The 22,136-nt window shown below is 41.3% G+C and carries 19 protein-coding genes; 1 reads left to right on the top strand and 18 read right to left on the bottom strand.

Translation table 11 applies throughout. From position 1 onward, the window contains the following. Nucleotides 1–4: 4 nt before the first annotated feature. The 16 genes from BQ5364_RS07900 to BQ5364_RS07825 form a co-directional block, all read right to left on the bottom strand. Nucleotides 5–841, bottom strand: a complete 837-nt coding sequence (locus BQ5364_RS07900; protein ID WP_071143972.1) for an MBL fold metallo-hydrolase — start codon at nt 839–841, stop codon at nt 5–7. A gap of 10 nt (nt 842–851) precedes the next feature. After that, complete coding sequence (locus tag BQ5364_RS07895) at nt 852–1,601, bottom strand: ZIP family metal transporter (protein WP_004612538.1); 750 nt, start codon at nt 1,599–1,601, stop codon at nt 852–854. Nucleotides 1,602–1,707: 106 nt separating this feature from the next. Next, a complete protein-coding gene (gene gltA / locus BQ5364_RS07890; RefSeq protein ID WP_022250105.1) occupies nt 1,708–3,096 on the bottom strand; it encodes an NADPH-dependent glutamate synthase in 1,389 nt (462 codons plus the stop codon). Further along, nucleotides 3,096–3,986 (bottom strand): sulfide/dihydroorotate dehydrogenase-like FAD/NAD-binding protein, encoded by an 891-nt coding sequence (locus BQ5364_RS07885; RefSeq protein ID WP_004612536.1) that lies wholly within the window; start codon nt 3,984–3,986, stop codon nt 3,096–3,098. Before BQ5364_RS07885 ends, gltA begins: the two co-directional genes overlap by 1 nt. Before the next feature lie 154 nt (nt 3,987–4,140). After that, on the bottom strand, nt 4,141–5,322 hold the full coding sequence (locus tag BQ5364_RS07880; RefSeq protein WP_004612534.1) for an iron-containing alcohol dehydrogenase: 1,182 nt from the start codon (nt 5,320–5,322) through the stop codon (nt 4,141–4,143). Nucleotides 5,323–5,447: 125 nt separating this feature from the next. Then, the gene (folD, locus tag BQ5364_RS07875) at nt 5,448–6,287 is read right to left on the bottom strand and encodes a bifunctional methylenetetrahydrofolate dehydrogenase/methenyltetrahydrofolate cyclohydrolase FolD (protein ID WP_004612533.1); all 840 of its coding nucleotides are present in this window, start codon (nt 6,285–6,287) and stop codon (nt 5,448–5,450) included. Between the two features lie 11 nt (nt 6,288–6,298). Continuing rightward, nucleotides 6,299–7,969 carry a formate--tetrahydrofolate ligase gene (locus BQ5364_RS07870; RefSeq protein WP_004612532.1) on the bottom strand — a complete coding sequence of 557 codons (1,671 nt, stop codon included), beginning with the start codon at nt 7,967–7,969 and terminating at the stop codon, nt 6,299–6,301. An 18-nt stretch (nt 7,970–7,987) separates the two neighbouring features. Beyond that, nucleotides 7,988–10,462, bottom strand: a complete 2,475-nt coding sequence (locus tag BQ5364_RS07865; protein WP_071143971.1) for a DNA translocase FtsK — start codon at nt 10,460–10,462, stop codon at nt 7,988–7,990. A 64-nt stretch (nt 10,463–10,526) separates the two neighbouring features. Further along, nucleotides 10,527–11,201 (bottom strand): ClpP family protease, encoded by a 675-nt coding sequence (locus BQ5364_RS07860; RefSeq protein WP_022250104.1) that lies wholly within the window; start codon nt 11,199–11,201, stop codon nt 10,527–10,529. Between the two features lie 118 nt (nt 11,202–11,319). Then, entirely contained in the window at nt 11,320–12,603 is a 1,284-nt protein-coding gene (locus BQ5364_RS07855) for an O-acetylhomoserine aminocarboxypropyltransferase/cysteine synthase family protein (protein WP_022250103.1), read from the bottom strand. Nucleotides 12,604–12,631: 28 nt separating this feature from the next. Further along, nucleotides 12,632–13,363, bottom strand: coding sequence for a YebC/PmpR family DNA-binding transcriptional regulator (locus tag BQ5364_RS07850; RefSeq protein ID WP_004612528.1), 732 nt, complete (start codon nt 13,361–13,363; stop codon nt 12,632–12,634). Between the two features lie 39 nt (nt 13,364–13,402). Then, a complete protein-coding gene (locus tag BQ5364_RS07845) occupies nt 13,403–14,251 on the bottom strand; it encodes a hemolysin family protein (RefSeq protein ID WP_004612527.1) in 849 nt (282 codons plus the stop codon). 18 nt (nt 14,252–14,269) lie between these two features. Then, entirely contained in the window at nt 14,270–14,617 is a 348-nt protein-coding gene (locus BQ5364_RS07840; protein WP_004612526.1) for a type II toxin-antitoxin system PemK/MazF family toxin, read from the bottom strand. Between the two features lie 83 nt (nt 14,618–14,700). Further along, on the bottom strand, nt 14,701–15,867 hold the full coding sequence (gene alr, locus BQ5364_RS07835; RefSeq protein ID WP_004612525.1) for an alanine racemase: 1,167 nt from the start codon (nt 15,865–15,867) through the stop codon (nt 14,701–14,703). Between the two features lie 17 nt (nt 15,868–15,884). Then, nucleotides 15,885–17,369 (bottom strand): bifunctional ADP-dependent NAD(P)H-hydrate dehydratase/NAD(P)H-hydrate epimerase, encoded by a 1,485-nt coding sequence (locus tag BQ5364_RS07830; RefSeq protein WP_004612524.1) that lies wholly within the window; start codon nt 17,367–17,369, stop codon nt 15,885–15,887. Nucleotides 17,370–17,473: 104 nt separating this feature from the next. Further along, the gene (locus BQ5364_RS07825) at nt 17,474–18,124 is read right to left on the bottom strand and encodes a redox-sensing transcriptional repressor Rex (protein ID WP_022250101.1); all 651 of its coding nucleotides are present in this window, start codon (nt 18,122–18,124) and stop codon (nt 17,474–17,476) included. Between the two features lie 143 nt (nt 18,125–18,267). Between BQ5364_RS07825 and BQ5364_RS07820 the strand changes: the two genes are divergently transcribed. Next, a complete protein-coding gene (locus tag BQ5364_RS07820) occupies nt 18,268–20,190 on the top strand; it encodes an ABC-F family ATP-binding cassette domain-containing protein (RefSeq protein ID WP_071143969.1) in 1,923 nt (640 codons plus the stop codon). Between the two features lie 67 nt (nt 20,191–20,257). Here BQ5364_RS07820 and BQ5364_RS07815 read toward each other — a convergent pair whose 3' ends face one another. After that, nucleotides 20,258–21,454: an NADP-dependent isocitrate dehydrogenase gene (locus BQ5364_RS07815; RefSeq protein ID WP_004612521.1), complete on the bottom strand. Its 1,197-nt coding sequence runs from the start codon at nt 21,452–21,454 to the stop codon at nt 20,258–20,260. 18 nt (nt 21,455–21,472) lie between these two features. Further along, complete coding sequence (locus BQ5364_RS07810) at nt 21,473–22,126, bottom strand: GntR family transcriptional regulator (protein WP_004612520.1); 654 nt, start codon at nt 22,124–22,126, stop codon at nt 21,473–21,475. Nucleotides 22,127–22,136 lie beyond the last annotated feature (10 nt).

Raw genomic sequence — 22,136 nt, 5'->3', positions numbered from 1 at the left:
TTCCTTAAAACGTAATTGTTGTTCCCGTACACAAATATTGGACTTTTTCACCAAATTCACGTTTTAAAATATCAAAAGCCGGACGTCCTGTGCAGTGTCCTGTATAAATATAGGAGACTCCCCGTTGAAACAACGATGCTCCTATGTCTATTACTTCCTCTTCTGTAACAGACAAAGAATCTACCCCGTGAATTCCTTTCAAATGGAAACCTCCCACAACAGCATAAACCTGTTCGTTAGGAAATGCGTGATGTACTTCATCTACAATATTGACAATTCCTCCGTGAGAACAACTATTGAATACAATCAACCCTTTTTGAGATTCTATTACAATACTTTGTTCATGCGCAAAATCATCAACCACATACCCCTCTCCCTGTTTGCGATACATATGTGCACGTTTTCCATATTCCTCCAATCCTTTTGTACTATGCGGTACAATCCAAACTCCATCATCTACCTGACATTTTTTTGTCACATATACAAAACGGTCAGAATATCTTTGTAACAAATCTTTCGGAAGCCCTATATATTTTTGCACACCATCTACATTTTTGTAACAAAGTTCTTTAGAACTCTCCTGTAAGTAAACTTTTGCGCTCTTGTTTTTCTCAAAGAACGCCTCAAAGCCTCCTGAATAATCATAGTGTCCATGCGATAAAAATGCCGCATCTACATTTTCCAATTTCGTTTTCAAAACTTCTGCATTATCCATAAAAATATCGGAAGAACCAGTGTCAAGCAAATAGCACTTCTCATTATATGCTATATATATCGACAATCCATGCTCACATTTTAAGTACTCCGGAGCCGTATTTTCAATCAAAACAGTTATTTTCATAGACACACTCCTACCCAATATAAAAATCCATAATCAACATCGTAAGAAACCCGATAATCAATGAATACGTTGCCATACGTTCATATCCATGACTATGCGTTTCCGGAATCATCTCATCACTCACAACATAAAGCATCGTTCCTCCGGCAAACGCCAAAGCAAAAGGTAAAATTACTGTTGCAATAGAAACGGCTCCAAATCCGATCATCGTTCCGACAATCTCCACCACGCCTGTAAAACAGGCAATAAAAAAGACTCTTTTCCTGGCAACACCTGCCATAATCAAAGGCGATACAATTACCATTCCTTCCGGAATGTTTTGTAAAGCAATACCCAGCGCAACTGTAATTGCATTGCTGATATTTTCACTTCCAAATCCAACACCGGCCGCAATCCCTTCCGGAAGATTATGGATTGCAATTGCCATGACAAACAACATCACTTTGTTCAAATTACTTTGTCTGTCTGCATGCGTTTCATGATCTACTCCTGTGATATGATGCAGATGTGGAGTCAGCTTATCTGCCAAATTCAAAAAAATGGCGCCTGCAAGAATACCGACTGCTGTCACCCACACATTTCCTTCTTCAAGGGATGGGATAATCAGTCCTAAAATTGCAGCTGAAAGCATGATTCCTGCCGCAAATCCAAGAATCGCATCGTTAAATTTGTGTGGTACTTTCCGAAAAAAGAAACCGATGATAACACCAACGATAGTCGCACCACCTACACCAAAAGCCGAAATCAGTGCCAATTCCATAAACAAAACCTCCTAGTCATAATTTGTTCGTAGGAGGTATTATAACATATTTTTTACAATTTGGGGACGTAGTAAAATTGAATTTTACTACGTCCCCAAATGAAGTTTATTTATCTTTTAAGTACTCATGAATACCTCGTGCCCCTGCTTTTCCTGCTCCCATAGCAAGAATAACTGTCGCAGCACCTGTTACGGCATCACCGCCGGCATAAACGCCTTCTTTTGTTGTTTTCCCAAATTCTTCATCGGCAACAATACATTTCCATCTGTTTACTTCTAATCCTTCTGTAGTAGAAGAAATCAATGGATTCGGCGAAGTTCCAAGTGACATGATGACTGTATCCAGTTCCATCTCGAACTCAGAACCTTCAATTACAACCGGACGTCTTCTTCCAGAAGCATCTGGCTCTCCCAGTTCCATCTTCACACATTTCATACCTTTTACATAGCCATTTTCGTCCACAAGAATTTCTGTAGGGTTTGTCAATAGATCAAACACAATTCCTTCTTCCTTTGCGTGATGGACTTCTTCCACTCTGGCAGGAAGTTCTTCTTCACTTCTTCTGTAAACAATATGTACATCTGCACCAAGACGTACTGCTGTTCTTGCTGCATCCATCGCAACATTACCGCCGCCGATGACAGCTACTTTCGTGCCTGCAACGATTGGTGTGTCATAAGAATCATCAAATGCTTTCATCAGATTACTTCTTGTCAGATACTCATTTGCAGAAAATACGCCGTTCGCATTTTCCCCTGGAATTCCCATAAATTTCGGAAGTCCAGCTCCGGATCCGATAAATACTGCCTCGAATCCTTCTTCTTCAATCAGCTGATCAATTGTCGTAGATTTACCGATTACAACGTTTGTCTCAAATTTTACGCCGAGTTCTTTTACTTTTTCGATCTCTTTTGCCACAACTTTATGTTTTGGAAGACGAAATTCCGGAATACCATACACAAGAACGCCTCCAAGTTCATGTAATGCTTCAAACACAGTTACCTCGTAACCAAGTTTCGCAAGGTCTCCGGCACAAGTAAGTCCTGCAGGACCGGAACCAATCACAGCTACTCTATGACCATTTGTTTTTTCTGCTTTTTCCGGTTTGATGTCATGCTCCAGTGCATAATCTGCGACAAATCGCTCCAATTTACCGATGGAAACAGGCTCTCCTTTAATTCCACGGATACACTGACCTTCACACTGAGATTCCTGTGGGCATACACGTCCGCAAACTGCCGGAAGCGCAGAGGATTTTCCAATTACTTTATAGGCTTCTTCGATATTTCCTTCTTTTACTTCTTTGATAAATGCTGGAATATTGATAGAGACTGGACAGCCCTGAATACATTTTGCATTTTTACAATTAATACATCTTGTCGCTTCTTCCATCGCTTCTTCCTGATTGTATCCAAGACACACTTCCTCAAAATTCGTTGCACGTACCTTCGGATCCTGTTCTCTTACAGGTACTTTTTTTAATACATCAGCCATTAGTTGTCACCTCCACAATTTCCGCATCCGCCGTGATGTGTATTGCCTTCCTGAAGTTTTAACATCGCACGGCCTTCTTCTGTTTTATACATCTGTTGTCTTTTCATTGCCTGATCAAAATCAACTAAGTGTCCATCAAATTCCGGTCCATCTACGCATGCAAATTTGATCTCATCTCCAACCTGAAGTCTGCATGCCCCGCACATACCGGTTCCATCTACCATGATTGGATTCATACTTACAATAGTTGGAATCTCCAATTTTTTTGTTAAAAGACAGACAAATTTCATCATGATCATCGGACCGATTGCCACGCAGACATCATACTTTTTGCCTTCCTCTTTCACTAACTGCTCAATCTTTGTTGTAACCATTCCGGCATGTCCATAAGAACCGTCATCTGTACAAGGATAATAGTTCCCAGCAACTGCTTTCATCTCATCTTCCAGAATCAACATGTCTTTTGTCTTAGAACCAACGATAACATCCGCTTCAATTCCATGCTCATGGAGCCATTTTACCTGCGGATATACAGGAGCTGCACCAACACCACCGGCAACAAACAACATCTTCTTGCCCTTTAAACTTTCTATATCTTCATGAACGAACTCCGAAGCACATCCAAGAGGTCCTGTGAAATCGCGGAAACTGTCTCCTGCTTTTAATTCTGCCATCTTTTCTGTAGATGCACCAACTGTTTGGAATACAATGGTAATCGTTCCTGCTTCTCTATTATAATCACAAATCGTGAGAGGGATTCTTTCACCTTTCTCATCCATCTTTACAATTACAAACTGTCCCGGTTCGCAATGCTTTGCTACCCTTTTTGCTTCTACATCCATGAGAAAAATTTTATCTGCTAACTTTTCTGCTTTTTGTATCTTATACATTTTACGCCTCCCATTTTCTTTTATACTTCACTATGATAAAGCAAAACTTTGAAAATTTCAAGCGGTATTCTCAATTTTGCTTCACACTCTATTATATTAGATAAAAAGCGAGTGCACAATACACCCGCTTTTTGTAAATTTATGTATATTACTTCTAGAAGTCCACTTCTGTTCCGTAGTAAACGCATGTAAATAGTCTTTCCATAGTAGCCGGATCAATTGCACGTGGATTAGAACCTGTACAGGCATCGCCAACTGCAAGCTCTGCAATAGATGCAATTTTTTCTTTGAATTCGTCTTCTTTGATACCGAATTCTTTCAAAGTAGCCGGAATTCCAAGGATCACGTTAAAGTCGTCAATTTTCTTACATAAGCTGTTGATAAGTGCTTTCTCGGAAGCTCCTTCCAATCCTACTCTGCGAGCGATTTCTGCATAGCGTTTTGCTGCAACAGGATCCTTCGCATTGTATTTAATTACATATGGCAGATACATGGCATTTGCAAGACCATGTGTAATGTGTCCTGTTGAGAATGCTGCACCTGTTTTGTGTGCCATAGAATGTACAATACCAAGTAATGCATTGGAGAATGCCATACCTGCAAGACATTGTGCATCATGCATATGTGCTCTTGCATCCATGTTGCCTTTGTAAGAAGCTGGCAGATAATCAAACACCATCTCGATTGCCTGAATTGCAAGTGGGTCTGTATATGCACAGTTCAGTGTAGAAACATATGCTTCAATTGCATGTGTAAGTGCATCCATACCTGTGTAAGCTACTTGATGAGCAGGAAGCCCTTCTACTAATTCTGAGTCAACGATTGCAACATCTGGTGTGATATTAAAGTCAGCTAATGGATATTTGATTCCTTTCGCGTAATCTGTGATAACAGAAAATGCAGTTACTTCTGTTGCTGTTCCTGATGTAGAAGGAATTGCTGCAAATTTTGCTTTCTGTCTTAATTCCGGGAAGTTAAATGGGATACATAAATCTTCGAATGTTACATCTGGATATTCATAAAAAGCCCACATTGCCTTTGCAGCATCGATTGGTGATCCACCGCCCATTGCTACAATCCAATCTGGTTCAAAAGCACGCATTGCTTCTGCACCTTTCATAACAGTCTCCACAGATGGATCTGGCTCGACACCTTCAAACAGCTGTACTTCCATTCCAGCCTCTTTCAGATAATTCACTGCTTTATCTAAGAATCCTTGACGTTTCATGGAGCCGCCGCCAACTACAAGAATCGCCTTTTTCCCTTTCAGATTCTTTAATTCTTCTAAACATCCTTTTCCGTGATAAATATCTCTTGGTAAACAAAATCTACTCATTTCAATCTCTCCTTTTGCATATGTATTGTTAACCTTTTAACAGTATTCTAACTCTGTTAATTATTTAACGCAACAGATTTAGAGAAAAAAATTGTATTTATTTTAGTACAAATTATCTATCAAAATTACTTTCGAACAGCTTCTATACAATTGTTCATAAGCATGGCAATCGTCATTGGTCCAACCCCACCCGGAACCGGTGTGATTGCACTCACTTTCTCAATCACATCATCAAAATCTACATCTCCGCAAAGTTTATTTTCTGCATTGCGGTGGATACCTACATCAATCACAACAGCCCCCTCTTTTACATAGTCAGATGTAATGAACTTTGGTTTTCCGATTGCCGCAATAAGAATATCTGCACGTCCTGTAATTTCTTTCAAGTCCCTTGTTCTAGAGTGGGTAATCGTAACCGTTCCATTTTCACGGAGTAACAGCAATGCCATCGGTTTTCCTACAATATTACTTCTTCCGACAACCACACATTCTTTTCCTTCAATTTCAATTTCGGAACGTTTTAAAAGTTCGATAATTCCTGCCGGAGTGCAAGGAAGAAAACCATTTCTTCCAATGCACATATTTCCCACACTTTCCGGGTGGAACCCATCCACATCTTTTTCCGGAGCGATCGCCTGAATCACAGCATCCTCACGAATATGAGCAGGCAGTGGAAGCTGAACTAAAATTCCGTTTACTTTTTCATCTTCATTCAATTTCTGAACAAGTGAAAGCAGTTCTTCTTCTGTCACAGTCTCATCCAGCTCATATGATAAAGACTCTATTCCGATAAACGCACATGCCTTTTTTTTATTATTTACATAGACAGATGATGCCGGATCTTTTCCAACTTGCACAACTGCAAGACATGGAACAATTCCTTCTTGTTTTAATTTTGCCACTTCTTCTTTTAATTCTTCTTTAATTTGTGTTGATATCAGTTTTCCGTCAATTAATTTTGCCATTCAATCTCTCCCTAAAATAATCCTGTAATAGTTCCTTCCTCATTCACATCAATGCCATTTGCCGCCGGCACCTTCGGAAGCCCAGGCATCGTCATCACTGCACCTGTAAGTGCGACTACAAAGCCTGCTCCCGCATTGACATACACTTCACGGATATGGATCTTAAAGTGTTCCGGTCTTCCCAGAAGTGTCGCATCGTCAGAGAGGGAATACTGATTTTTTGCCATACAGATTGGAAGCTCTCCATATCCAAGCTCCGTAATCTTAGCAAGTTGTTTTTCCGCTGCCGGAGTATATTCCACACCGTCTGCGCCATAGATTTCTTTTGAAATCGTCTCGATCTTCTCTTTCAGAGAAAGACTGTTTTCGTACAATGTATGGAAATGGCTCTCTTTTGTCTCCAATGTATTCAAAACTTTTTCTGCTAATGCGATACCGCCTTCGCCACCTTTTTCCCATACTTCTGAAAGTGCAAATTCGCAGTTTCTTTCTTCGCAAAATTGTCTGATAAACTCATTTTCTGCATCGGTATCTGTCACAAATGAATTTAGTGTCACAACAACCGGAACACCAAATTTTTGAACATTTTCAATATGTTTTTCCAGGTTCACAATACCTTTTTTCAATGCTTCCAGATTCTCTTCATTCAGGTCTTTCTTAGCAACTCCACCGTTGTATTTCAAGGCCCGCACAGTTGCGACAATCACTACCGCATCCGGTTTCAGGTTCCCCATTCTGCACTTAATATCCATGAATTTTTCTGCACCAAGGTCAGCGCCAAACCCTGCTTCTGTAATTGCAATATCGCTTAATTTTAATGCCATTTTTGTTGCGCGGATACTGTTACATCCGTGTGCGATATTTGCAAATGGACCGCCGTGTACTAATGCCGGTGTATGCTCTAATGTCTGAATCAGATTTGGCTTGATGGCGTCCTTTAGCAGAGCTGTCATCGCACCTGTCGCCTGTAAGTCATCGGCAGTCACCGGCTCTCCCGCAAAGTTATATGCAACAACAATCTTTCCAAGGCGACGTTTCAAATCTTTGATGTCATCAGCCAGGCAGAGAATTGCCATAATCTCAGATGCAACCGTGATGACAAAATGATCCTCACGAACCATACCGTCCATCTTATTCCCAAGGCCAACTACAATATTGCGAAGCACACGATCATTCATATCAAGACAGCGTTTCCATACAACCTGTCTCGGATCAATCTGAAGCACATTTCCTTGTTGGATATGGTTGTCCAAAAGAGCCGCTAAAAGATTGTTTGCCGAAGTGATTGCATGAAAATCTCCTGTGAAATGAAGATTCAAATCTTCCATCGGTACAACCTGTGCGTATCCGCCGCCTGCAGCACCACCTTTGATGCCGAAACAAGGTCCCAGCGAAGGCTCACGCAACGCAATCAATGCTTTTTTATTCAACTTTGCCATAGCTTGTCCAAGTCCCACAGAGGTTGTAGTCTTCCCCTCCCCTGCAGGAGTTGGGTTGATTGCAGTTACAAGTACAAGTTTCCCATCCGGTCGGTCTTTTACTGCCTCCCACAATTCATCAGAAAGCTTGGCTTTGTATTTTCCATACAATTCCAAATCATCCTCCTGAATCCCAATACTTGCAGCCACCTCTTTGATTGGTTTCATCACTGCCTCCTGTGCAATCTGAATGTCTGTTTTCATCTTTCTTCCTCCTTTGAATTATACATGTTCTTCAATATATTGCTCAAATTGTTCCATTGACATCAATACTTTTCTTGGCTTCGTGCCTTCTTCTTCTCCTACAACACCTGCCTCTGCCAACTGATCCATAATTCTTGCTGCACGGTTAAAGCCAATTTTAAATACGCGCTGCAGCATTCCAATGGATGCCTTATCTTTTTCAATAATAAATTTCCCTGCATCTACAAAATAGGCATCCCGGTCATCCGCACCGCTGTTTCCGGAAACCGTGCCTCCCGCAGCGACACTGGCACTATTTACATGGTTTGTAATCTCCTCATTATACTGAACACTTTCACTGTTCTTTACCAAAAAGTCTACAACAGCCTGCACCTCTTTATCTGACACAAATGCTCCCTGTACACGCGCCGGTTTTTGATATCCTGCCGGATAGAAAAGCATATCACCCTTTCCAAGCAGCTTTTCCGCACCGTTCATGTCAATGATCGTTCTGGAATCTACACCTGACGAAACAGAAAATGCGATTCTCGACGGCATATTTGCCTTGATCAGACCGGTGATGACATTGACGGATGGTCTCTGTGTGGCAAGAACAAGATGAATTCCGGCGGCTCTTGCAAGCTGTGCAAGGCGACAGATAGATTCTTCTACTTCTCCCGGTGCGACCATCATAAGATCCGCAAGCTCGTCCACGATAATAACGATCTGAGGTAATTTTTCTGGTTTTCCTTCTTCCTCAATCGCTTCGACTGTCTCAACTTTTGCATTGTATCCTTTCAAATCACGCACATTGTACTGTGCAAACAGATCATACCGTTTCATCATCTCAGCGACCGCCCAGTTCAGGGCACCTGCCGCTTTTTTGGGATCTGTCACAACCGGAATCATCAGATGCGGAATTCCATTATAGACACTTAACTCAACGACCTTAGGGTCAATCATAATTAACTTCACATCTTTTGGATCGGCTTTATATAAAATACTCATTATCAGCGTATTGATACAGACAGATTTACCAGAACCTGTCGCCCCCGCAATCAATACATGCGGCATCTTCATAATATCTGCCACGACAACTTTTCCTGCAATATCACGTCCCGCAGCAAACGCAATCTTCGATTCATGGTTTTGAAATTCGTCCGTCTCTAAAAGATCTCGGAGCATAACAGCCGTATTCTCTTTGTTCGGGACTTCGATTCCAACAGCCGCCTTTCCTGGGATTGGTGCCTCGATACGAATATCCGCAGCTGCAAGGTTCAATTTGATATCATCTGCAAGACCGACAATCTTGCTGACTTTTACCCCCTGCTCCGGCTGAAGTTCATAGCGGGTCACCGATGGACCACAGCTTACATTAGTCACAGTTACATTGACATTAAAATTTTGAAGCGTCTGCTGAAGTTTCATTGCAGTCTGACGTAAATGAGCATCGGAATCTCCTCCGCTTTTCTTTCCATGTTTCAGCAAAGACAGTGGCGGAAATACATATTCTTTTGCCCGTTTTTCCTCGCTCTTTTTAATCTCTTGTTCCACGTTTGCTGTCGCCGTCTCAACTTGCTTTTTACTTTCTTTTGTCTTTCGTTTCTCAGGAACAGGTTCCGGAATCGGAGCCTCTTCTTCCATAATGGGCTGTGCCCGATTGATCGTAATATCGTCCGGGACAGTATTTTTTGAAACTTCAGCTTCTCTTCCATCATATGACGATATTTCTTCCGCAAATAAATCCGGTACATCTTCCGGAGGTGTAATCTCTCTCATCTCCGGTGACTTTTTCACCAGTGTTGTGTCAAACGATACCCCTGAGACCGTATTATCTTTTCGCCTGCGTTCTTTCTCAGCTGCTTTTTGTTCCCTCTCCTGTGCTCTTTTTTCGCGTCTCAATTCTGCCTGCTCTTTTCGTTTCTTTGCATCCTGCTTTGCGGAAGAATAGGCTTTTTCACTGCCTTTTTTCACCCCGCGTATAAATGACTTCTCTGTAATGATGACAAGACAAATGATGCAGAGAATGATTACAATCACATATGTACCGATGACACCGATTGCAGGACAGAGCGCAGAAACAACAATTCCTCCCAAAAGACCACCGCCGTCTTTATGCATACTGGAAATTTTATAATAAGAGAACAATCTTGTGCCTGCTGTATATTCATTCATGATCAACTGAAACAATGTGCAGACCATCAGTGTGAATCCCGTTCCTGCTGCAGTCTTTATGTACGCGATAGAATTCCCTTTATTTGAAATTACAAAAGCAATTCCTATAAACAACAGAATCGGTATGATATATGCGATTGTCCCAAAAAGTCCAAATAATACGGAAGAAACGGCATCGCCTACAAAGCCCCCAATTCCAAAATTGCTTATCAATAGTAAAATACCGGCAGCCAAAGCTGATAAAATGATAATCTCATCTTTCAAAAAACTTTGGCTGTCCTGCTTCTTTTTCGTTTGTTTTTTGTTTCTTTTTCTGCTAGTATTCTTCCTTGCTGCCATGAAACTCCCCCTTGTATCTTAAACATACTATAATATAGTATATCATCAATAAAATCTCATGTCATCATCTATTTTTATTGATCTTTTTTTCTATCATCTCATGTAATTTCGTCAAAGCATCGCTCATCCCGCCAACGGCATCAATCAGTCCCTCTTTTACGGCCTCTTCTCCTTCTAAAAGCGTGCCGACATCTTTGACAAGTTGTGTAGAATCAAGCATCAGCTCTTCAATACGTTCCTGGGTCATATGAGAGTGTCCTGCCAGAAAGCGTATAATACGATCCTGAGTTCGTTCCATATTCCGATAGCTTTGAATCACTCCGATAAACATCCCATTTGAACGGACCGGATGAATGATCATCGTCCCACTGGGAACAATAAAAGAATAATCGGCTGAAACAGCAAGCGGCCCTCCGATGGAATGACTTCCGCCAAGAACCAAAGACACAGTCGGCTTGCTGAGTGATGCAATCATCTCTGCAATCGCAAGTCCCGCCTCCACATCACCTCCAAGTGTATTTAATAAAATGAGAAGTCCTTCGATTTCTTCATTATCCTCCACTTCAGCAAGTTTTGGCAGCAGATGTTCGTATTTCGTCGCTTTTGTGTTGCCGGACACCGCCTCATGCCCCTCAATCTCTCCGATAATTGTCAGTAACTGAATATTGTGCTTTCTGTTATTGTGTGTCAGTTCAATACTTCCGGTTTCGTTAATCTCTTCTCTTTTTTCTTCCTCCATACGCCTGCTCCTTTTCATTGTTTTCTTTTAGTATGCAGCAGTTTGAAAGAAATATACAAAAATCTCTTCACAAAATAAGGCGAGAGCATTTCCTGCTTCCCGCCTTATATCTTTTCATCTAAATTGTGGCAAACGCCTGTTCTAAATCTGCAATGATATCATCTGCGTTCTCGATTCCGACACTGAAACGAATCAAATCCGGCTGTACTCCGGCCTCTAATAATTCCTGCTCATTCATCTGGCGGTGTGTGTGACTTGCCGGGTGCAGCACAGAAGTGCGCGCATCTGCAACGTGTGTTACGATTGCGGCAAGTTTCAATTGATCCATCATTTTTACAGACGCATCCCGTCCACCTTTCAAGCCAAAGGAGATAACACCACAAGTGCCGTTTGGCATATATTTTTGAGCCAGCGCATGATATTTGTTATCCGGAAGCCCTGCGTAATTCACCCACGCAACTTTTTCGTGATTCACAAGATATTCCGCAACCTTTTGTGCATTTTCACAATGTCTCTGCACACGCAAATGCAGTGTCTCTAGACCAAGGTTCAATAAGAACGCATTCTGCGGAGACTGAACAGAACCCAAATCTCTCATCAGCTGCACTGTCGCTTTTGTGATGTAAGCACCTTTACCAAATTTTTCAGTATATACGATACCGTGATAAGTCTCATCCGGAGTCGTCAAACCTTTGAATTTATCACCATATGCTTCCCAGTCAAAATTTCCACTATCCACAATACAGCCGCCGACACATGCCGCATGTCCGTCCATGTATTTCGTCGTAGAATGTGTCACAATATCAGCTCCCCACTCAAACGGACGACAGTTGATTGGTGTCGCAAATGTATTGTCTACGATTAGAGGCACTCCATGTTCATGAGCAACTTTTGCAAATTTCTCAATATCCAGAATCACCAATGCCGGATTGGCGATCGTCTCTCCGAATACTGCTTTTGTATTCTCCTGAAACGCAGCATGCAACTCTTCTTCACTTGCATCTGCATCCACAAACGTAGCTTCGATTCCCATCTTTCTCAATGTGTGAGCATATAAGTTATATGTACCGCCGTAAATTGCTGCAGCGCACACAATATGGTCTCCTGCTTCTGCAATATTCATAATAGCATAGAAATTTGCTGCCTGACCGGAAGATGTCAGCATAGCTGCCACACCGCCCTCCAGATCACAAATCTTCGAAGCGACTGTGTCGTTTGTCGGATTTTGGAGTCTTGTATAAAAATATCCATTATCTTCAAGATCAAACAGTCTTCCCATCTGCTCACTTGTCTCATATTTGAATGTCGTGCTCTGATAAATCGGAAGCACTCTTGGTTCTCCTTTTTTCGGCTGCCATCCTGACTGGATACATTTTGTTTCAATTTTGTAGTTACTGCTCATAAACACTCCTCCTCATATCACTTACTGTCTATTCTTCCCAGTTATGGTAAACCTCTTGTACATCGTCATCTTCTTCTAACAGATCAAGTGTTTTTTGAATATTTTTCAGATCTGTCTCGTCTGTTAGCTGTACCCATGTCTGTGGAATCATAGTTACTTCTGCGCTCGCCATAGGAATGCCTGCTTCCTCCAAAGTCAGACGCACCTCACTGAAAGAATCTGGATCTGTCAGAATCTCAAAGCTGTCCTCTTCCTCTACAAAATCTTCTGCCCCCGCATCTAGTGCTGTCATCATCAAATCATCTGCATCCATCTCGCACTCTTCTTTTGCAACGATAATCTGTCCTTTTTTGTCAAACATGAATGACACACATCCAGGTGTTCCGACATTACCACTTCCTTTTGTAAATGCATTTCTCACATTGGAAGCAGTACGGTTCTTATTGTCCGTCAGTGCATCTACAATAATTGCAGTACCGTTTGGTCCATATCCCTCATATGTAACATGTTCATAGTTGGAAGCATCCGCATCTCCGGCTGCTTTTTTAATACTTCTCTCGATGTTGTCATTCGGCATATTGTTTGCCTTTGCTTTTGCAATTACATCACGCAGTCTGCTGTTGTTGGCCGGATCCGGACCGCCTCCCTCTTTTACTGCAACGGCAAGTTCTCTACCGATCTTCGTGAAAATCTTTCCTCTGACCGCATCATTTTTTTCCTTTTTATGTTTAATATTCGCAAATTTTGAATGTCCTGACATTTTTATTCCTCTCCTTGTTTTCTTTTAAAAATCACTTGTCTATTCTAGCACTCTTTTTTTTATTTGTACAGTTTTTATAATATTATTTTCCATGGACAGCACTTGAAAATCATAACCTCCATAGGATACAACACAATTTTCCTCCTCTGTCGGAATTCTTTCTAAATGAAAGATAAGGAATCCATTAAGTGTCTCATAGTCCTCTTCCTCAAATTGAATTCCAAGCAGTTCTTCCAAATCTTCAACTTCTGTCATTCCATCTGCAAGATAGCTTCCATCTGCCTCCTGCCTGATCAGTTCTTCTTCCTCGTCGTATTCATCCTGAATGTTTCCGACAATTTCTTCTATGATATCTTCCATTGTCACAAGTCCTGCAGTCTGACCATACTCATCAATGACAATCGCCATATGATATTTCCCTTCCTGCATCTTTTTCAGCAGTTTATCAATACTTCTCGTCTCCGGTATAAAGCTTACTGGTCTTATGTATTCCTCCAGCTGTTTAATCGGAATATGACGAAGCTGTTCGTTAAAGTAGCATTTCATTGCATCCCGCAGATGAATCGTTCCGATGATAGAATCAATATCTTCTTCATAGACCGGAAATCTGGATTTATTCTGCTCTAATATAAACGTCAACGCATTTTCAAGCGTCTCTTCGCCATCCAACGCAACCATATGTTTCCGGTGCGTCATAATACTTTTCGCATCCTTTTCCCCATATGCGAAAATATTTCGTATCATCTGAGCTTCACTGCTCAGGAACACACCCTGCCGATACCCCTCATCGACCATATCCATCACAGCCTCCGCCGCATCTTCTCCCTCTTCCATCTCTCCTGAAAATATTTTTCTCATTCGCGATAATAGATTACCCTCATCTTCCATTTCTTTTTTCTCCTTTTATTATGTATGAAGCTCCAAGCTGATTCTCAACGCTTCATCAACTTTTGTCATCAGTTTTTTGTCCACGTGACAAACCATGTCTTTTAGCCTCTGCTTGTCAATCGTGCGAATCTGTTCCAACAGCACCACTGAATTTTTTACAATCTGATATTTTCCTGCATCAATTTCAACATGTGTCGGCAACTTTGCCTTGTTCATTCTTGATGTAATCGCAGCACAGATCACAGTCGGGCTGTGTCTGTTCCCAATGTCATTTTGTATGATCAAAACAGGTCGTATTCCACCTTGTTCTGAACCGACTACCGGACTTAAGTCCGCATAAAATATATCACCACGTCTAATCTGCACTCTATTCACACTCCGATTTTTTAAGATAAAATTAGTATTTCCATCTTTTTCGGATGTATTCCAGTTAGAACCTGAATTCTCGTTTATGCAAAATAGTCCACCTGCTCTGCTATTTTCCCATCCCGCACATATACACGCGGAATACGTTTTCCAAGGTCGCACACAAATTCATAATTAAATCGCCCGGAAAGTTCGCTCAGCACTTCCACCGGCAAAATCTCATTTCCGTCTTTTCCAATCATTGTGACTTTATCGCCAAAGCTTACGCCTTCAATCTGTGTCACATCCACCATAAACTGATCCATGCAGACCCGCCCGAGAATAGGTGCTTTCTTTCCACGGATCAACACGTATCCTTTATTTGATAAGCTTCTTGGATATCCATCTGCATATCCGACCGGAATTGTTGCAATCTTCATTTTCTCTTTGGCCACGAACGTGCCTCCGTAGCTCACAGGAGTCCCTCTCTCTATCTCCTTTACAAATGCCACATGACTCTTTAATGCCAATGCCGGTTTTAATTTTACGTTTGTCTTGTCTACCTCTTCCGATGGATAGAGTCCATATGTAGAAATTCCTGCTCTTACAATATCGAAATTCGCCTCCGGGACATCAATGATGCCTGCACTGTTGGAGCAGTGCTCATATGTAAACCGGACATTTTTTTCTTTCAGGCGTTCCGTCATCCATACAAATTCCTGTATCTGTTTTTTTGTAAAGCTTTTATCTTTCTCATCTGCTTTGGTAAAATGTGTAAAAATCCCTTCCATATTGACATTTGGCATCTTGCTGATTCGCTTGATTGTCTCTGCTGATTGTTCATTGATTCCAAATCCCAGCCGCGACATTCCGGTATCCAGTTTGATGTGCATATAAGCTGTTTTCCCCTCTCTTGCCGCCATTCGAGAGATTGACTCTGCCATCTCTTCTGTGTAAATATTCATTCGAATCTCATGCTTTAACATCTCCATGTACTGATCTGGGAACACACATCCAAGCACCAGAATCGGTTTTTGAATCCCTTCTGTGCGAAGCACAACTGCCTCGTCTAAAGTCGCTACCGCAAAGCCCCATATGTAGTTCCAACGCTCCATCATCTCCGCAATCTGAACGGCTCCATGCCCATATCCATCCGCTTTTATGACCGCCATTACTTTCGTCTCAGGTCTGATGTTTTGTTTCATCTGTTCCATATTATATGCAATTGCATCCAAATCAATCTTTGCATATACTCTGCTATAAGTCTTCATCTGTTCTGTCGCCTCTCTTATATATTCTTTAATACACTGCTGATTTCCGCAACCAAATCACTTGCCAGTACACTGTATGCTCCCTTTTTGTCCCGGGCCATATCACCTGCAAGACCATGGAGGAACACCCCAAGACATGCAGATGTATACGGTTCACACTGTTGTGCCAAAATCCCCACAATAACTCCCGCAAGCACATCTCCGGAGCCTGCCTTTGCCATCGCCGCATTCCCGGACAAATTCAAATATGTATTTTGATGCTCTTTCGCAACAAGCGTTCTCGCATCTTTTAGCACGCAGACAACCTTATATCGTTCCACAAACGCATGCAGCTTTTCCATTCGCTGTTCTATCAGTTCTTTTACACTGCACTGCAGCATTCTGGACATCTCTTTCATATGTGGTGTCAAAACAATCAGAGCATTCGTTTCTTCAATCCATTCCATATGTTTTGACAGGATATTGATACCATCTGCATCCACCACACAAGGAACCAGCGCACGTTTCAACGTATATTGCATCACTCGTTCTGCTGTGTCACTTTTCCCAAGTCCGCATCCAATTCCAATCAAATCTGCCCATTGAATCAATTTTTCTAATTGCTCAGAATCAAACGTGTCATATGTTGTAATAATCGCTTCCGGTAAAAGCTGTTGTAATATCACACGGTTTTCTTCGTGTGTATAAATCTGCACAAGTCCTGCCCCCACTGCATAAGCGGCTTTTGCACTTAAATAAGCAGCTCCTGACATCCCTTTGCTGCCTGCAATCATCAACACTTTTCCATAGCTTCCCTTATGTGAATTTTTCTTCCTTTTTGGAAATCCCAGAAATAGGTCTTGTTTTTCATAGCCAAATGTAACTGTTCCTTCTGAGAATGTTTCCGAGGAAATGCCGATGTCACCTGTGAGAATCTTTCCTGCACACACATTTCCCTCCTGTAAAAACAGACCTCTCTTTGGAAAGGCAATTGCAACTGTCAGATCTGCACAAAAAGCAATCCCCATCCGGGCTCCGGTCGTATCATGAATTCCCGATGGCAGATCAACCGCCACCTTCTTGCCGGCCATCTGATTGACAGAACAAAGAACCTCCCTGTAATGGCCTGTAACTTCACGTTTCAATCCGGTTCCAAAGAGTGCATCTATAATTACACTATATTCCTCTGTACCCAGATTGGTTATCACCGGAATTTCATAATGTGCTGCAATTTTTGCCTGCTGTGCATTTTCCTCGCTTCGTTTTTGAGAATTCCCGGCAAAAAAAATAGTCACATCATGCCCCTTTAAGTGTAACAGGCGGGCAATTGCATATCCATCTCCACCATTGTTGCCGCTCCCACAGATTACAAGCACCTTGCGAAAATCCAGTTGTTCTTCTTCCATGCATCTTACCACTTCCAGTGCCGCACGTTCCATCAAAACCATAGACGGAACTCCGATTTCTTCAATCGTATACAGATCCGCTCTTCGCATCTGTTCGCCGGTTGGCAAATATATCATTTTTGTTCACCTTCTATTCTTGAAAAAAACGTGTAAAGGAAACCTGCCTGCTGCATGCCTCCACTACACGTCTCTTTTATCTTATTTCCCGCAAAAGCAGGAAATTATTCTTCCGTCGTATGCTCCACATGATAACGATTGACATTATAAGAAAGTCTCATCAAACTTTCTGAAAGATGTACATTCTCAACAATCACATCCTCCGGAAGTTCTAAATCTGTATGCGCAAAGTTCCAAATAGCTTTGATACCGCTTTCCACAAGCATGTCTGCAACTTCAATTGCTTTTGTCTTTGGAATAGTGAGCACTGCAATCTCGATATTATTCTCTTTGATAAAGTCGCTTAACTCATCCATCATCCGGATCTCAATACCTCGAATTGTAACGCCCTCAAGTCTTGGGTTCACATCAAAAATTCCTTTTAAGACAAATCCGCTTCGCTCAAAAGCAGCATAATTGGCAAGTGCCTGTCCTAAATTACCTGCTCCGAGTATAATCATATTATGATTGACATCCAGACCTAAAATCTTTCCAATCTCTGTATATAAATACTTTACATTATATCCATAACCTTGTTGTCCAAAGCCACCAAAATTATTCAAATCCTGTCTGATCTGGGAAGCTGTTACATTCATCCTTTTACTTAATTCATTAGAAGAAATACGCTCCACACTATTTTCCAATAACTCACCTAAGTAACGATAATAGCGGGGTAATCTTCTGATAACTGCCTGGGAGATTTGTCTTTCTTCCATTTTTTCTTCACCTTCCTCTGTTTTCCTGTCCATTCTAAGAATCATTATATAGAATCACCGCATCAAAGTCAAACTTTTAGTTGTATTTTCTTACATTTTAGTTATAATAAAATTATTGTACCAAAAAGGGAGGGGTTATATATATGATTCTCGCATGTCATAATATTTCAAAAGCATTTGGAGAACAAGTGATTGTCAAATCTGGTTCTTTTCATATAGAAGATCGCGAAAAAACGGCACTGATCGGACCAAATGGTGCCGGAAAGTCTACTATTTTAAAAATGATCATGAAAGAACTCGATACAGACAGTGGCGATATTATCCTGACAAAAGGAAAGACAATCGGTTATCTGTCACAGCATCAGGAGCTTTCAAGCGGAAACACAATTCTGGAAGAGTTAAAGACTGCCAAAGCAGATATCATTGAGATGGAAAAACAGATTCGCACGATTGAGATGGAATTGAAACATCTTCACGGCGAAGATTTAGAAAACCGGCTTCAGACATACCACCGACTGACAGAGCGTTTTGAACACGCCAACGGATACGCCTATCAGAGTGAATTGGTCGGTGTCTTAAAAGGACTTGGCTTTCGTGAAGATGAATTTTTAAAAGAGGTGGACACGCTCTCAGGAGGGCAAAAGACCCGTGTGTCCCTCGGAAAGCTTCTTCTTACCAAACCAGATATTTTATTGCTCGATGAACCGACAAACCATTTGGATATGAACTCCATCTCATGGCTCGAGACCTATTTGCTCAACTATGACGGTGCTGTCTTAATCGTATCCCATGACCGTTATTTTCTGAACCGTGTTGTCACAAAAGTGGTAGAGATTGAATACGGCAGCATTATGACTTACATGGGGAACTATTCAGACTATGCACAAAAGAAAAAGATGATTCGTGAAGCAAAATTAAAAGAATACTTAAATCAACAGCAGGAAATCAAGCATCAGGAAGCAGTAATCGAAAAACTTCGCTCTTTCAATCGAGAAAAATCAATTCGTCGTGCAGAAAGTCGTGAAAAGATGCTTGAAAAAATGGACGTCATTGAAAAGCCGATGGGGGATCCACAAGAACTCCACTTTTCATTAGAGCCATCTTGCATCAGCGGAAACGATGTGTTAGAAGTTGAACATTTAAGCAAGGCATTCGGAAACCACAAACTATTTCAGGATATCAGCTTTGAGATCAAGCGTGGGGAACACGTTGCCATCATCGGAGACAACGGAACCGGAAAGACAACACTTTTAAAAATACTGAATCAGGTAGTCGCCGCTGATAGCGGTTCTTTCAAGCTCGGCTCCAAAGTACAGATTGGCTATTATGATCAGGAACACCACGTGTTACATATGGAAAAAAATATTTTTGATGAAATCTCAGATGATTATCCAAGTCTTAACAACACACAGATTCGAAATACACTCGCCGCATTTTTATTTACGGGCGATGATGTCTACAAACTGATCAGTGATTTAAGCGGTGGCGAGCGTGGTCGTGTTTCTCTTGCAAAACTTATGCTGTCTGAGGCAAACTTCCTCATCCTCGATGAGCCAACGAACCATTTGGATATTGCTTCCAAAGAGATTTTGGAAAAAGCGCTGAATGATTACATCGGGACTGTACTTTATGTGTCCCACGACCGTTACTTTATTAATCAGACGGCGACACGTATTTTAGATCTTGTCAATGGCACATTTGTTAATTATATCGGAAACTATGATTACTACTTGGAAAAGAAAGAAGAATTGACAGCAGCGTATGCCGGCATTTCTGAAATTTCCACTCCTTCCGTCTCTTCCACGTCTGTGGAATCCGACACAAAGCTGGACTGGAAAGCCCAAAAAGAAGCACAGGCAAAAGAACGGAAACGTCAAAACGATTTAAAAAAGACTGAAGATGCAATTGCGAAACTGGAAGAAAGGGATTCTGAAATTGATGAGTTAATGACTCAGGAAGAAGTCTTCACCAACTCTGTGAGATGCCGTGAATTATCTGAGGAAAAAGCAAAAATCGCTGAGGAATTGGAAACACTTTACATGCGTTGGGAAGAACTCGCGGAATAAAAAGTATGCTAAAAAAGAAAATGCCCGAATTTCCTGTGTCTCAGGTCATTCGGACATTTTACATTCATTACAATAATTCCGCAATTGCTTTGATAAATTGTTCGCTGTTCAATACCGTTGGATTTTCAATACTTGTAATCAAAGCAAGGTCTTTTGTCATCTTACCGCTCTCGATCGTATCGATAGTTGCTTTTTCCAGTCTGTCTGCAAAATCCATCAATTCTTGATTGCCATCTAATTCACCGCGTTTACGGAGTGCACCGGTCCATGCAAAAATGGTTGCAACAGAGTTCGTAGAAGTTTCTTCACCCTTTAAGTGTTTGTAATAATGACGCTGCACTGTTCCGTGAGCAGCTTCGTACTCATAATATCCCTGTGGAGATACCAACACGGAAGTCATCATCGCAAGAGAACCGAATGCGGAAGAGACCATATCACTCATTACATCCCCATCATAGTTCTTACAAGCCCAGATAAATCCACCTTCCGCTTTCATGACACGCGCTACTGCGTCGTCAATCAGTGTATAGAAATACTCAATTCCGGCAGCTTTGAATTTCTCATCATATTCTTTATCATAAATCTCTTGGAAAATATCTTTAAATGTATGATCGTATTTTTTAGAGATTGTATCTTTTGTTGCAAACCACAAATCCTGTTTGATATCAAGCGCATAGTTAAAACAACTTCTCGCAAAACTTTCAATAGAAGCATCCAAGTTGTGCATCCCCTGTGCGATTCCGGCTCCTGTGTAATTATGTACCAACTCTCTTGTCTCTGTTCCGTCTTCTGCCGTATATACCAGCTCCACTTTTCCCGGTCCCGGAATGATCATCTCTGTATTTTTATAGACATCTCCATATGCATGTCTTGCAATTGTAATTGGCTTTTTCCAGTTTTTCACACATGGCTCAATTCCCTTTACAATAATCGGTGTACGGAAAACTGTTCCGTCTAACATCGCACGGATTGTTCCATTTGGGCTTTTCCACATCTCTTTTAAGTCATATTCTGTCATTCGTGCAGCATTCGGAGTGATGGTCGCACATTTTACAGCGACTCCATATTTCTTCGTTGCATTTGCAGAATCAATGGTAACCTGGTCATTTGTTTCGTTGCGGTACTCCAATCCCAAATCATAATATTCTGTTTTCAAATCAATAAATGGTAATAACAGATTCTCTTTGATCATCTTCCAAAGGATTCTTGTCATCTCATCTCCGTCCATCTCTACAAGTGGTGTTGTCATCTTAATTTTATCCATCTTCCATTTCCTCCTGCTCTACGCTTCGATATTTAAATTTTGCATTACTTTCAAAATGTGTTCATTGGCAAGTTGTTCTGCTTTATCTGCATCTTTCTGTTTGATTGCTTCCAAAATCTCTTTATGTTCTTTGATTGATTTTTCTGCCCGATGTTCTCTTGTAACAGATGCCTGCCTTGCCATCTGGACATATTTATGAAAATCGGATAATACATGTTCTAGTATACGACTATTTGATGCTTCGTACAATACTTCATGGAATTTTCCATCAAGTTCTACAACCTGACCCGATTTTTCTTTTTGATTTTTGTTTGCATGAAATTCTGAGAGTAAAACAATCTCTTCTAGTTTTTCTATCTGTTCTTCTGTAATATGCTCGGTCGCCCATCTGGCGCAAAGTCCTTCCAGGAGGGAGCGTACCAAATAGATATCCTTCACATCTTTCCCTGTAATTCCGGTCACATATGCGCCTTTGTTTGGTACGATTTTTACAAGTCCCTCCAGTTCAAGCTGTCTTAACGCCTCTCTCACCGGAGTTCTGCTCACCCCAAGCTTTTTCCCGATTGTGCTTTCCCGCAATTCTTCATTTTCTTTGTATTCGCCCTTCAAAATACCATCTCTGATTTTTTGAAAGACTCTTCCACGGAGCGAATACTCCTGATATTCTTCCATCTTCTGCCTC

The sequence above is a fragment of the Coprococcus phoceensis genome (assembly GCF_900104635.1).
In the GTDB taxonomy this organism is placed as follows: Bacteria; Bacillota; Clostridia; order Lachnospirales; family Lachnospiraceae; genus Faecalimonas; species Faecalimonas phoceensis.
Note: the sequence above shows the minus strand (reverse complement) of the source record. Positions and strands in the feature narration are given on the sequence as shown.

What these genes read in the sequence shown, in the direction of transcription:
- BQ5364_RS07850 (WP_004612528.1), bottom strand. Translation starts at nt 13,363, where the DNA reads ATGTCAGGACATTCAAAATTTGCGAATATTAAACATAAAAAGGAAAAA.
- BQ5364_RS07870 (WP_004612532.1), bottom strand. Translation starts at nt 7,969, where the DNA reads ATGAAAACAGACATTCAGATTGCACAGGAGGCAGTGATGAAACCAATC.
- BQ5364_RS07855 (WP_022250103.1), bottom strand. Translation starts at nt 12,603, where the DNA reads ATGAGCAGTAACTACAAAATTGAAACAAAATGTATCCAGTCAGGATGG.
- BQ5364_RS07845 (WP_004612527.1), bottom strand. Translation starts at nt 14,251, where the DNA reads ATGGAAGATGAGGGTAATCTATTATCGCGAATGAGAAAAATATTTTCA.
- BQ5364_RS07865 (WP_071143971.1), bottom strand. Translation starts at nt 10,462, where the DNA reads ATGGCAGCAAGGAAGAATACTAGCAGAAAAAGAAACAAAAAACAAACG.
- folD (WP_004612533.1), bottom strand. Translation starts at nt 6,287, where the DNA reads ATGGCAAAATTAATTGACGGAAAACTGATATCAACACAAATTAAAGAA.
- BQ5364_RS07900 (WP_071143972.1), bottom strand. Translation starts at nt 841, where the DNA reads ATGAAAATAACTGTTTTGATTGAAAATACGGCTCCGGAGTACTTAAAA.
- BQ5364_RS07825 (WP_022250101.1), bottom strand. Translation starts at nt 18,124, where the DNA reads ATGGAAGAAAGACAAATCTCCCAGGCAGTTATCAGAAGATTACCCCGC.
- alr (WP_004612525.1), bottom strand. Translation starts at nt 15,867, where the DNA reads ATGAAGACTTATAGCAGAGTATATGCAAAGATTGATTTGGATGCAATT.
- BQ5364_RS07830 (WP_004612524.1), bottom strand. Translation starts at nt 17,369, where the DNA reads ATGATATATTTGCCAACCGGCGAACAGATGCGAAGAGCGGATCTGTAT.
- BQ5364_RS07815 (WP_004612521.1), bottom strand. Translation starts at nt 21,454, where the DNA reads ATGGATAAAATTAAGATGACAACACCACTTGTAGAGATGGACGGAGAT.
- BQ5364_RS07895 (WP_004612538.1), bottom strand. Translation starts at nt 1,601, where the DNA reads ATGGAATTGGCACTGATTTCGGCTTTTGGTGTAGGTGGTGCGACTATC.
- BQ5364_RS07880 (WP_004612534.1), bottom strand. Translation starts at nt 5,322, where the DNA reads ATGAGTAGATTTTGTTTACCAAGAGATATTTATCACGGAAAAGGATGT.
- BQ5364_RS07820 (WP_071143969.1), top strand. Translation starts at nt 18,268, where the DNA reads ATGATTCTCGCATGTCATAATATTTCAAAAGCATTTGGAGAACAAGTG.
- gltA (WP_022250105.1), bottom strand. Translation starts at nt 3,096, where the DNA reads ATGGCTGATGTATTAAAAAAAGTACCTGTAAGAGAACAGGATCCGAAG.
- BQ5364_RS07810 (WP_004612520.1), bottom strand. Translation starts at nt 22,126, where the DNA reads ATGGAAGAATATCAGGAGTATTCGCTCCGTGGAAGAGTCTTTCAAAAA.
- BQ5364_RS07860 (WP_022250104.1), bottom strand. Translation starts at nt 11,201, where the DNA reads ATGGAGGAAGAAAAAAGAGAAGAGATTAACGAAACCGGAAGTATTGAA.
- BQ5364_RS07885 (WP_004612536.1), bottom strand. Translation starts at nt 3,986, where the DNA reads ATGTATAAGATACAAAAAGCAGAAAAGTTAGCAGATAAAATTTTTCTC.